This window comes from Prochlorococcus marinus XMU1411 (assembly GCF_017696075.1).
Lineage (GTDB): Bacteria > Cyanobacteriota > Cyanobacteriia > PCC-6307 > Cyanobiaceae > Prochlorococcus_A > Prochlorococcus_A marinus_V.
This window is the reverse complement of the sequence record NZ_JAAORI010000002.1, coordinates 1-11,446: the sequence shown is the minus strand read 5'-3', so window position 1 is coordinate 11,446 and position 11,446 is coordinate 1. Positions and strand designations below refer to the sequence as shown.

Annotated in this window: 11 protein-coding genes and 1 pseudogene; 9 read left to right on the top strand and 3 right to left on the bottom strand. The window is 30.3% G+C overall.

The window, feature by feature from the left end; genetic code table 11:
* Nucleotides 1-131: 131 nt before the first annotated feature.
* Nucleotides 132-485, bottom strand: coding sequence for a hypothetical protein (locus HA145_RS00440; RefSeq protein WP_209127369.1), 354 nt, complete (start codon nt 483-485; stop codon nt 132-134).
* A gap of 95 nt (nt 486-580) precedes the next feature.
* Here HA145_RS00440 and sufB point away from each other — a divergent pair, with 95 nt between their 5' ends.
* From sufB to HA145_RS00420, 4 genes are read left to right on the top strand one after another with little or no spacing between them, the layout of a single operon-like run.
* Complete coding sequence (sufB, locus tag HA145_RS00435) at nt 581-2,023, top strand: Fe-S cluster assembly protein SufB (protein ID WP_079298087.1); 1,443 nt, start codon at nt 581-583, stop codon at nt 2,021-2,023.
* Nucleotides 2,024-2,044: 21 nt separating this feature from the next.
* The gene (gene sufC / locus HA145_RS00430) at nt 2,045-2,830 is read left to right on the top strand and encodes a Fe-S cluster assembly ATPase SufC (RefSeq protein WP_209127368.1); all 786 of its coding nucleotides are present in this window, start codon (nt 2,045-2,047) and stop codon (nt 2,828-2,830) included.
* Between the two features lie 4 nt (nt 2,831-2,834).
* Nucleotides 2,835-4,052: a SufD family Fe-S cluster assembly protein gene (locus HA145_RS00425; RefSeq protein WP_209127367.1), complete on the top strand. Its 1,218-nt coding sequence runs from the start codon at nt 2,835-2,837 to the stop codon at nt 4,050-4,052.
* Nucleotides 4,052-5,305, top strand: a complete 1,254-nt coding sequence (locus HA145_RS00420; RefSeq protein WP_209127366.1) for an aminotransferase class V-fold PLP-dependent enzyme — start codon at nt 4,052-4,054, stop codon at nt 5,303-5,305. Before HA145_RS00425 ends, HA145_RS00420 begins: the two co-directional genes overlap by 1 nt.
* Here the strand turns inward: HA145_RS00420 and HA145_RS00415 are convergent.
* Nucleotides 5,302-7,224: an alpha/beta hydrolase family protein gene (locus HA145_RS00415; protein ID WP_209127365.1), complete on the bottom strand. Its 1,923-nt coding sequence runs from the start codon at nt 7,222-7,224 to the stop codon at nt 5,302-5,304. The genes HA145_RS00420 and HA145_RS00415 overlap by 4 nt on opposite strands.
* Before the next feature lie 75 nt (nt 7,225-7,299).
* Here HA145_RS00415 and def point away from each other — a divergent pair, with 75 nt between their 5' ends.
* The 5 genes from def to HA145_RS00390 are packed head-to-tail and all read left to right on the top strand — an operon-like array spanning nt 7,300 to nt 10,885.
* A complete protein-coding gene (gene def, locus HA145_RS00410; protein WP_209127364.1) occupies nt 7,300-7,905 on the top strand; it encodes a peptide deformylase in 606 nt (201 codons plus the stop codon).
* Nucleotides 7,906-7,909: 4 nt separating this feature from the next.
* The gene (locus HA145_RS00405) at nt 7,910-8,251 is read left to right on the top strand and encodes a histidine triad nucleotide-binding protein (RefSeq protein WP_209127363.1); all 342 of its coding nucleotides are present in this window, start codon (nt 7,910-7,912) and stop codon (nt 8,249-8,251) included.
* Between the two features lie 46 nt (nt 8,252-8,297).
* Nucleotides 8,298-8,576 carry a hypothetical protein gene (locus HA145_RS00400; RefSeq protein WP_209127362.1) on the top strand — a complete coding sequence of 93 codons (279 nt, stop codon included), beginning with the start codon at nt 8,298-8,300 and terminating at the stop codon, nt 8,574-8,576.
* Between the two features lie 42 nt (nt 8,577-8,618).
* Nucleotides 8,619-10,601, top strand: a complete 1,983-nt coding sequence (locus HA145_RS00395; protein WP_209127361.1) for an ABC transporter ATP-binding protein/permease — start codon at nt 8,619-8,621, stop codon at nt 10,599-10,601.
* Between the two features lie 8 nt (nt 10,602-10,609).
* The gene (locus HA145_RS00390; RefSeq protein ID WP_209127360.1) at nt 10,610-10,885 is read left to right on the top strand and encodes a chlorophyll a/b-binding protein; all 276 of its coding nucleotides are present in this window, start codon (nt 10,610-10,612) and stop codon (nt 10,883-10,885) included.
* A gap of 471 nt (nt 10,886-11,356) precedes the next feature.
* Here the strand turns inward: HA145_RS00390 and HA145_RS00380 are convergent.
* Nucleotides 11,357-11,446, bottom strand: a pseudogene (locus HA145_RS00380) (photosystem I assembly protein Ycf4); the annotation flags it as partial.

Here is an 11,446-nt window from a genome sequence, read left to right as displayed (position 1 = left end):
AATTAATTAATTTTTAGATCTTTTTGAAATGTAAATTAATTTTCTTTTTTTTTAAAATTTATTACCTGAATTTGTTAACGACTCAACAAAAATATATTTTTTCTTCGGGATCATTTAAATAAAAAGAGAATTCAGCGTTGTTCAACTAGAAGTACTAAATCATCTATCTCTAAATCCTCAATACTTTTACCTATTTTTTTTGAAAAAGTACTTAATTTTTTGGAAGTAGATTCTAACTGCTCATAAAAAAGATCACTAAATTTTTTATCATCAAATTTTTTGGATTGGTTATCACACCATTCTCTCAGGGGATTTTTATTTTGATATTCCAAACTATTATCTACATTGATAATTTTTAAAATCTGAAGGCAATGAGCGAGAATTCTTAAATGATGTTTCTGCATTATAGGTAGATCAAGATTATCAATTTCTTGAATAGTTTCTACGTTTAATGGGTTAGACAAGGGATCAAGATGATTAGACATTAATTTTTAGTTTTAATAAAGGAAAAAAACTCAATATTGGGGGTATCTTTCGTTAAAGTATATAAAGCTAATTGTAATAAGTTATTTTTGATAACATGGTCAACGAAAATTTAGTTAAAGATGTAGTAAAAGAGCCTTACAAATATGGTTTCGTTACTGATATTGAAACTGAAAAAATAGAAAAGGGATTAAATGAAGATATCATAAAATTAATTTCACAGAAAAAAGAAGAGCCAAAATTTCTTCTTGATTTTAGATTAAAAGCCTTTAAAAAATGGCAAAAAATGAAAGAGCCTGATTGGGCAGCATTAGGATATAAAAAAATTGATTATCAAGATATTATTTATTACTCTGCTCCTAAGCAAAAAGAGAAAATTTCTAGCTTAGATGAAGTTGATCCCAAACTTCTTGAGACTTTTGACAAATTAGGAATTCCCCTCACGGAGCAAAAAAAACTTACAAATGTAGCAGTAGATGCTGTCTTTGATAGTGTTTCTATAGCCACAACTTTTAGAGAAGAACTTGCTGAACATGGAGTTATATTTTGCTCAATTAGTGAAGCAGTAAAAAATCACGCGGATTTGATTGAAAAATATTTAGGTACAGTAGTTCCAGCTAGTGATAATTATTTTGCAGCACTAAATTCTGCAGTTTTTAGTGATGGTTCTTTTGTTTATATCCCAAAAGGTGTTACCTGCCCTATGGATCTATCTTCCTACTTCAGAATTAATAGTGGAGATTCAGGACAATTCGAAAGAACATTAATCATTGCTGAAGAATCAAGTTCTGTAAGTTATCTAGAAGGTTGTACAGCTCCAATGTTTGATACAAATACCCTACATGCAGCAGTTGTAGAGCTTATAGCATTAGACGACGCCTCAATAAAATATTCTACAGTGCAAAATTGGTATGCTGGTGATGAAGAAGGTATTGGCGGAATTTTTAATTTTGTCACCAAGAGAGGAAAATGTTTAGGTAAGAGAAGTAAAATTAGCTGGTCTCAAGTTGAAACAGGGTCTGCAATTACATGGAAATATCCTAGCTGTCTTCTTTTAGGGGAAGAATCTGTAGGAGAATTTTATTCAGTGGCTCTCACCAATAATCTTCAGCAAGCAGATACTGGCACAAAAATGATCCATATTGGTCCTAAGACCAAATCAACTATTGTTAGCAAAGGTATTAGTGCAGGTAACTCAAAAAATAGCTATAGAGGTCTTGTCAAAATGGGAACAAAAGCTACAGGATCAAGAAATTACAGTCAATGTGATTCAATGTTAATAGGGGATCAAGCTTCTGCAAATACATTCCCTTACATAAAATCTCAACAACCCAATTCTGAAATTGAGCATGAAGCAAGCACATGTAGAATCTCAGAAGACCAACTTTTTTATCTCCAAAGCAGAGGTATAGAATTTGAGGAGGCAGTATCTATGATGGTCAGCGGTTTTTGCAGAGATGTATTTAATCAATTACCTATGGAATTTGCTGCTGAAGCAGATAAGTTACTGGCACTTAAACTAGAGGGATCAGTAGGTTAATTAATCAATTTCTAAACTGAAATGCAAAATAAAATGAAAGAATCAGATCCAATTTTAGAAGTTGAAAATCTCTCTGCATCTATTGATAATCTTCCAATTTTAAAAGGAGTTTCACTTACTGTCTATCCTGGAGAAATCCATGCCATTATGGGAAGAAATGGATGTGGCAAAAGTACTCTTTCGAAAATCATTGCAGGACATCCCTCGTATAATATTACAAATGGCTACATAAAATTTTTAGGTGAAAACATCAACTCTCTAGAACCTGAAGAGAGATCTCAATCAGGAATTTTTCTCGGTTTTCAATATCCAATTGAGATTCCAGGTGTAAGTAATCTTGAGTTTCTTAGAGTTTCAACTAACGCTAGAAGGAAATTCCTCAACAAAGAAGAATTGGATACTTTTGATTTTGAAGAATTAGTTAAAGAAAAGTTAGAAATTGTGAAAATGGATCAGGCATTCCTATCAAGGAGTGTAAATCAAGGCTTTTCCGGAGGTGAAAAAAAAAGAAATGAGATACTGCAAATGGCTTTACTTGAGCCTAAGATAGCAATATTAGATGAGACCGATTCTGGTCTTGATATCGATGCTCTAAGAATAGTGGCATCAGGAATTAAAAAAATATCTAATGCACAAACTGGAATTATACTTATTACCCACTATCAAAGATTATTAGATGAAATTAAACCAAATTATGTCCATGTTATGTCAGACGGACAAATCATAAAAACTGGTGAGAGTGATCTAGCTCTAGAGCTTGAGGAAAAAGGGTATGAATGGACTGATAACTTTATAAAAGAGACCTAAACAAATGGAAATTATTGAAAAAATAAAAACCAATAAATCGGATAATAACCTAACAGAAATACAAAAAATCTGTCTTCATAAATTACAATCAAGCCCTCTCCCTAATCCTAAAAGTGAACTATGGAGACTTTCAAATAAATCAAAATTGTCAAACTTTTTAGATTACTCAATTAATGAAAAAGATTCAAAATTTGATATACCATATCCGAAAAATTCTCAAAGTACTATTAGATTAATAATTGGTGAGAATTGCCAAACTAAATTAATAGAGAAAAATTATTCAATACAGAAATTAAGTGAGGATGAATTACAAAAATATATCAAGGAACAGATATCTTTTTTTAAGCAAAACGAAAATTGGAGTGACTTACTAAATCTGTCTTTAAGTTGTAAAAATAATATTTTGGGATTAAAAATAAATGGATCAAAAATTCCTCCTATTGAAATTTTTAGTCATGCATCAAGTAATTCTTTAAACGCAAAAACCCTCGTAATATTTTTAGAAAAGAATTGTGATGTTGAATTATTACAAGTAAATCTTGGTAAAGAAAACTCTTCATTATCTCAATCAACTTTCTTTTGCTTGAAAGAAAATAGTTCAGTAAATCATGGTGTTGTTTCTTACGGTGAAAACAGTTCCAATCTATTAAATTCTCTCAATGTAATTCAACAAAAAAATAGTGTATACAACTTAGGATCTTTACATTTCAAATTCAATTACGCGAGATTTGAAATTAGTATTAAACAATCTGCGGGCAACGCTAAAACAAATATCAAAGGTATGCAAATAACAAAAAAAGATGAGCAAATTTCAACTTATACAAAAATAGAATTTAATGGCCCAAATGGATTTCTAGATCAAATTAATAAATCACTTGCTGATGATAAATCACATGCAATATTTGAAGGTTCAATAATAGTTCCGAAAATTGCCCAGAGAACTGATGCTTCCCAATTAAGCAGAAATTTACTTTTATCAAATCTCGCACAAATAGATACCAAACCTCAATTAGAAATAATTGCTGATGATGTCAAATGCAAGCATGGGGCTACAATTTCGCAACTAAATGAAGAAGAACTTTTTTATATGCGAACAAGAGGAATCACATTAACAGAAGCAAGTAAACTACAATTAAGTTCTTACTTTCAAGAAATAATTTCATTTATTCCCATTTCAAAAGATAAATGGGATTTGCTTGATAAACTTTTAAATGAGAATTAATGGAAACGATTCAAAATTTTCCTGAAATAACTAAGAAAGACTTTCCTCTTTTAAATAAGACCTTAAAAAGTAATGAGCAAATTATTTATTTAGACCATGCTGCAACCACACAAAAACCAGTACAAGTCTTAAAAAAAATTGATGAATATTACAAAAACTTTAATGCTAATGTACATAGAGGTGCACATCAATTAAGTGCTAAAGCAACAGAAGCATTTGAAAATGCACGATATTTAATTAGCAAATATATAAAAGCGAATTCAGCAAAAGAAATTATTTTTACAAGAAATGCTACTGAGGCAATCAATCTAGTAGCTAGATCATGGGGCGAATATTCATTAAAAGAAAATGATGAAATTCTCTTGTCAATAATGGAGCATCATAGCAATATTGTTCCATGGCAAATGGTTGCAGCAAAAAATAAATGCAAATTAAAATTTATAGGTATAGATAAAGATGGGAAATTAGATATAGACGACTTTAAATCAAAACTAACATCTAGAACTAAGCTTGTTAGCATAGTACATGTTAGTAACACTTTAGGTTGCTGTAATCCAATCAAAGAAATAACTAAATTAGCTAAACAAAAAGGTTCTTTAGTATTAATAGATGCATGCCAAAGTTTAGCCCATCAAAAACTGGATGTGATTGATCTTAATATAGATTTTTTAGCTGGATCAGGACATAAGCTATGCGGTCCTACAGGTATTGGTTTCCTCTGGTCAAGAAAAGAAATCCTAGAAAAAATTCCTCCTCTCTTTGGAGGTGGGGAAATGATTCAAGATGTTTTTGAAGAGACAAGTACTTGGGCAGAGCTACCACACAAATTTGAAGCTGGAACTCCAGCCATTGCAGAAGCAATAGGTCTTGCAGAAGCAATTAATTATATTAACAATATTGGATTGAATGAAATTCATGAATATGAAAAGACTATTACTAAATATTTATTTGAAAAATTAAATCAAATAGAAAATATTGAAATCATAGGTCCATCGCCTGAGATAGATCCAGACAGAGCCTCACTTGCCACTTTTTATATAAAAAATATACATTCAAATGATATTGCTGAAATTCTTGATTCAAAAGGAATTTGCATCAGAAGTGGTCACCATTGCTGTCAACCTCTTCACAGATACATTGGAATTAAATCAACAGCTAGAATCAGCATGAATTTCACAACCAATAAGGAAGAAATTGATATGTTTATAGAACAATTAAAAGATACTATTGATTTTCTAAAAATCAATTCTTAAATATTTAAAGCATTTTTTAAAAATTCCTGAGATTTTTGCATTACTACTTCTTTATTTTCAATATTTCTAAAACCATGCCCTTCATTATCAAAAAAAATAACTTCTGAATATTTATTATTCTGAATCAAAATCTCTTTAATTTTTAAAGTTTGTTTATAAGAAATAACTGCATCCTTTTTTCCATGAAACAATAAGATAGGTTTTTTTATTTTGTTAATATGATTTATCGGTGATCTATTTATATAATCATCATGATTTTTTGCATAATTTCCTACCAAAGAATTTAAATAATCTTTTTCAAACCTATGAGTGTTGTAATACATATCCTTCAAATCAATAACAGGATATTTACAAATTGCTGCTGTAAAAATAGACCCATATAATAAACAATTAAGTGCAGTTAACCCACCAGCACTATTGCCAAAAATTACTACTTTTTCACTATCAACTTGATTTGATTTAATCAATTCAAGAGCTAGTGCTTTGCAATCATAAGAATCAACAATACCCCATTTATAGTTCAACCTCTCTCTATATGCTTTGCCAAATCCTGATGATCCTCCATAATTAACTTCAGCAACAAAAAATCCCTTCGACGTCCAATATTGAACTTCAGAATTATATGATCCATCAAAACATGAAGTCGGTCCGCTATGTGCTCTAACAAGGAGCGGTGGCTTTCTAAAATTGTCGAAAAGCGGCCTATAAAGAAAAGAATGAGTAGATTGGGCCTCAAAACCTTTAAACCAAAATGTTACAGGTTTTGAACAATCTTTTATATGTTCAAAAAATATCTGCTCAGAAAAATTTGATAAAACTTTTTGTGCAAAATCAATTTCAAATACAATTCCCAAAAAATCAGATCCATAACCTTTTAAAAGAACTTTTTCCCGGAAAACACTGAAATCACCTATTGAGGTAAAAGGAGTAGAAAATTCTTTAACAAATTCAAGATCTTTATATTGTTCCACTATTAAACTATTTTCTTTTTTTGCTATACAAAATAAATTTTTTATTGTCCCTGAAAAGAATGTTATTCCAGTTACCCATTGCGGTGATCCATATTCAATCAAATTTCTCTGTACTCTTTTCTTAATAACAATATTCTCAATTTTACTAACATCTAAAAACAATAAGTTCCACCATCCAGAACTATCTTCAGAGCATACTAAAAGTGTTTCACTTATCCAATAGGGTTGAAAAAAAGAAACGTTTTTTTTGAAATTTATCAGCTTATTTGAGAATTTTCTTATTTTTTGTATCTCGCCATCTAAATCTATTTGAGCAAAAAACAGCTCATTTTTCTCCCAGGGCATATATGGAGAATCCCACTCTATCCAAGAAAGTAAGTTAGCAGATTTATTAGAAGATAATTCTCCAGCAAAATTTTTAAATTTTTTTATTAGATGAATATCTTGTTTAGTTTTTTTTAAATTTAATGAAAATAAATAATCTCTATTATTTATTTCGCAAATTCCATACAAAAAAAATTTTTCAGAAATGACAAATGAAGAATCAAAATTTCCATCAATTGATTTAGATAGTTGACTAGGTTCTTGAACTGAAACGAGATATTTATTTTGGCTTCTATAATTTGATGCTGCCTCTCTAAAAATTTGAAACCATACTGCCTTTGTAATCTGATCTATCCATATCAAATAAAAATTATTATTAAAATCTATACATTTATAAGATTTACCACCATATCCATGAAAATTATTTTTAATATTATATTTTTTACTTGTTAATTTCTGGGGAAACGCTTCTTTGTCATTAAATGGTCTTGCAAAAATTGCATTTTCATTTTGACCTTCACCAACAACATCAATCCAAAAAATTGTATCCCTAATAATAGTTAATTCCTTAAAAGCTTTTTTAGATTCTGTTTTACTAACTCTTAGCTTATCATCATTACTCATTTAAAAATTATAAAGAACGTAAATTAAAGTGCTAGTATTTTTATAGCTAAACTCTTAATTAAAAACTTTTTTAACGTGGCTAACCATTTTTCACAACTTGCAAAAAAGTCAAAAACAATTGGGAGCGCGGAAAAAATTGCAAAAGAACAAACAGGTAAGCCATCTCTAGACATTTATAAACTTGGTGATGATGTATTAAGACAAAATTCCAAAAGAATAACTAAGGTTGATGAATCGATTAGAAAACTTGCTAGAGAAATGCTTCAAAGCATGTATGCAGCTAAAGGAATTGGACTTGCTGCACCTCAAATTGGTATCAATAAAGAGCTTCTTGTCATAGATGTAAATTTTGAAGATTCAGCAGCAGAACCTCTAATATTAATCAATCCAGAAATTACAGACTTTGGAACAACCCTTAATTCATACGAAGAAGGCTGCTTAAGTATACCTGGCGTATATTTGAATGTAGTAAGACCATCAACTATAAAATTAAAATTTAGAGATGAAATGGGGAGACCACGTAAAATGAAAGCAGATGGACTTCTGGCGAGGTGTATTCAACACGAAATGGATCACTTAAACGGAATATTATTTGTTGATAGAGTTACATCAAAAGATGATTTGAACAAAGAACTTATAAAGGAAGGGTTCAACGAAAAAGACGTAATTTCTATTAATTAATCTAATGACTGAAACTACAATATTTCAAAAAATAATTAATAAAGAAATACCCTGCGATAAGCTTTATGAAGATGAGTTTTGTATTGCTTTTAATGATATCCAAGCACAAGCACCAGTACATTTTTTAGTGATCCCAAAAAAGCCAATTATTAGTTTATTAGATTGTATTGAAGGAGATGCAAATTTATTAGGGCATTTAATGTTTGTTGGTAGTAAAATAGCTAAATCAAAAAATTTAACTAATTGGAGAACAGTAATTAATACTGGAGCTGAATCCGGACAAACAGTTTTTCATTTGCATATTCATTTTTTATCTGGAAGAAAAATGAATTGGCCCCCAGGTTAAAACTCTCGAAAGAAATGTTTTTGGGTTATAAATAAGTAAAAACAAAATGAATACTCCAGATTCCTTAAATACTGAATCCAAAAATTTATTCAATTTAATCTCAAAAAATTGGGAAGATCTAGACGATTCACTCAAAACTAAGTTAATAAAAATTTGGAAAGTTTTAACTTATAAATGGCAATTACAAATTTTATTTAATTTACCTTTCCTTTTATGGTGGTTATTAGATAAATCATTTCCAAAAGTTCATGAATTTGATGCAACAATTTTGAATTACTTAAATTTACCTGACTGGGTACTTTCATTTATTGGCTTTGGTCAATAGACTTCTAAAAGTTATAATTTATTTTATAAAATTTGTCGAGTAATGAATAAAGCAGTTAAAAATAAATCCAAAATACTTTACCAATTACAAAAATTAAGGAAACTATCTCAGCCATTTTTTCTTCCCATTGACCAATGTAATGGATTTCAATTCATATGGCTTTTGATTTCTCTTTTATTTTGTGTTGGTGGAGTAGTACTTGTTGGCCTTACAGGAATAATCAGTTTTTTTGAAAGCTTTCAACCAATTTTTCTTGAAAAGTATTTCGGAGGTGTAGTAAGTACTGTCAATTCAATTTGGGCTGGTAGCTGGGGATTGCTTTTCTCTGCCTTATTTCTGATTGGATCAGGCAGCTTTTTTAGTTTAAGACGTCAATTAAAAAACCGTAGATGGTTACATTGGTTATTCCTTGCAATAATTGTATTAATGCTTTTAGCTGTAAACGGAATAAACGCAGGAATAGGATTTATAGCAAGAGATTTAACAAATGCTTTGGTAGAAAAACAAGAAGATGGGTTTTATCGTATATTAGGGATTTACGCGTGTTGTTTCGCTATAGCTCTACCAATACGTGTTTCACAAATATTTTTTACATATAAATTAGGAATAATTTGGAGAGAATGGCTTTCGAAAAGTTTAGTCAAAGATTATATGACTAATAAAGCTTATTACCAATTAAATCCCAATGATGAAGAACAAACTGATGTAGATAATCCTGATCAAAGAATCACAGATGATACCAGAGCTTTTACCGGACAAAGTCTTTCTTTCACTTTAGGTATTTTTGATGCCCTATTAACATTTTCACTTAATATTCTTATTTTATGGAGTATTAGTACAACACTTACTTTTTCTTTATTTGGTTATGCTGCATTTGCTACTTCTATCCTTTTAATTGCTGGTAAAAATCTTGTAAAGATAGACTTTGATCAACTCAGATACGAAGCAGATTTTCGATATGGATTAGTGCATATTAGAGATAATGCTGAATCAATAGCCTTTTACTCTGGAGAGAATCCTGAGCGAAGTGAAACCGAAAGGCGATTAGGAGAAGTTGTGAGAAACTTTAATTTACTGATTATATGGAGAGTAATAATTGATGTCATGAGAAGATCCATTAATTATGCTGGAAATTTCTTTCCATATTTAATAATGGCAATACCTTACTTTAAAGGGGATATTGATTATGGTCGCTTTATTCAGGCAAGCTTTGCATTTGGAATGGTCGAAGGTTCATTGTTTTTCATTGTTAATCAAATAGAAGAACTTGCAAAGTTTACTGCTGGGATTGGAAGATTAGAAGGATTCCAATCAAAAGTCGAATCTATAAGTCAATCTAGCCCTACAATAAATCGAAAGGTTATTTCAGATTATCCCTCTATTCTTATTAATAATGCTGACCTATGCCCACCAGGTTCAAATAAAACAATAATTAAAAATTTAAATTTGAGTATCGACAATAATCAATCACTTTTGGTTGTAGGACCTTCTGGATGTGGAAAGACATCTTTACTAAGAATGATTAGTGGTTTATGGGAGCCCGATCATGGAGTAATAAAAAAACCAAAAATTGGGGAATTATTATTCATTCCACAAAAGCCTTACATGTTACTAGGTTCTTTAAGAGAGCAATTATGTTATCCCACAGAAGTAAAAAAATTTAGTGATGATCATCTTACTTCTGTACTTCATGAAGTAAATTTGCAATCCTTAGTCGATCGTTATCCTAATCTTGATATCAAACAAGATTGGCCAAGAATACTTTCTTTAGGAGAACAACAAAGATTAGCTTTTGCTAGGCTTTTACTAAATTCTCCAAGATTTGCAGTACTTGATGAGGCAACAAGTGCTTTAGATATTGAAACCGAAAAAAAACTATACTGTCTACTAAAAAAAAGGGAGCTTTCTCTTATTAGTGTTGGACACAGACCAAGCTTGAAAGATTTTCATGAAAATATTTTAGAGTTAAATGGAAAAGGAGACTGGAAATTATTGACTTCTGATAAGTATAATTTTAGAGACTAGTAAAAAAAATGAATTCTAAAGAAGAACAAAGTAACTCAGAAGCCTCTAATTTAGTGAATGAGAGTTCTTTTGACAAAGAAAAAGATGCGAATAATATCAATGAACAAACTACAGATATTAAATTAGCTGAACAATCAATAGATATTGAAGATGAATATAAATTCGGATGGAGTAATTATTCTGAAATTATTAATGGAAGATTTGCAATGATCGGATTCCTAGCGATAATTCTGATTGAATTGTTTAGTCAACAATCGTTTTTAAAATGGGCAGGAATTTTATAATTAATCATCAAATCTAGAACTGTTATCTCTAGGTTTCCTTTTGTCTGTTCCAACGGTATATCTACCATTTTGATTTTTTGAACTTGATCTCGCTGAAGAGCTTACTCTACGAGTCTCACGTGTTTTTTTGACTTGATTAGTATCTTTGAATGAAGCATCTTCTACTTGAGCTGTTGAAGTTTGCTGCCTGATAGGAGATCTAGTAGGTTTCTTTCTTAATGGAGAAGAATCATCAGGCGAAGAAATATTATCTTGTCTAGAAACTTTCCGATTTATTCTAGGTCTTGATCCTGTTTTAGCTTCATTGCGAGATGTGTTTCGTCTCTCACCAAAGTTATTTATTTCTGATTGATTACTATTTTTATCTTCAGGAGCTCTTCTTCTTATAGGAGAACTTTCATTCCCAAACCGACTTGCTTCTCTTGAAGATGGCCTACTTCTACTTGCAGCATTAGAAGGTATAGCTCTTGAAACCAAAGCAATTCTTCTTCTAGGGTTAAAACCCTCACTAATATCTAACTTAACCGATTTAATTTCATCGAAATTTAATTTAACTTCAAT

Excerpts from the sequence above, each read along its gene's own strand:
- HA145_RS00440 (WP_209127369.1), bottom strand. The coding sequence starts at position 485 with ATGTCTAATCATCTTGATCCCTTGTCTAACCCATTAAACGTAGAAACT.
- sufB (WP_079298087.1), top strand. The coding sequence starts at position 581 with ATGGTCAACGAAAATTTAGTTAAAGATGTAGTAAAAGAGCCTTACAAA.
- sufC (WP_209127368.1), top strand. The coding sequence starts at position 2,045 with ATGCAAAATAAAATGAAAGAATCAGATCCAATTTTAGAAGTTGAAAAT.
- HA145_RS00425 (WP_209127367.1), top strand. The coding sequence starts at position 2,835 with ATGGAAATTATTGAAAAAATAAAAACCAATAAATCGGATAATAACCTA.
- HA145_RS00420 (WP_209127366.1), top strand. The coding sequence starts at position 4,052 with ATGGAAACGATTCAAAATTTTCCTGAAATAACTAAGAAAGACTTTCCT.
- HA145_RS00415 (WP_209127365.1), bottom strand. The coding sequence starts at position 7,224 with ATGAGTAATGATGATAAGCTAAGAGTTAGTAAAACAGAATCTAAAAAA.
- HA145_RS00405 (WP_209127363.1), top strand. The coding sequence starts at position 7,910 with ATGACTGAAACTACAATATTTCAAAAAATAATTAATAAAGAAATACCC.
- HA145_RS00400 (WP_209127362.1), top strand. The coding sequence starts at position 8,298 with ATGAATACTCCAGATTCCTTAAATACTGAATCCAAAAATTTATTCAAT.
- HA145_RS00395 (WP_209127361.1), top strand. The coding sequence starts at position 8,619 with ATGAATAAAGCAGTTAAAAATAAATCCAAAATACTTTACCAATTACAA.
- HA145_RS00390 (WP_209127360.1), top strand. The coding sequence starts at position 10,610 with ATGAATTCTAAAGAAGAACAAAGTAACTCAGAAGCCTCTAATTTAGTG.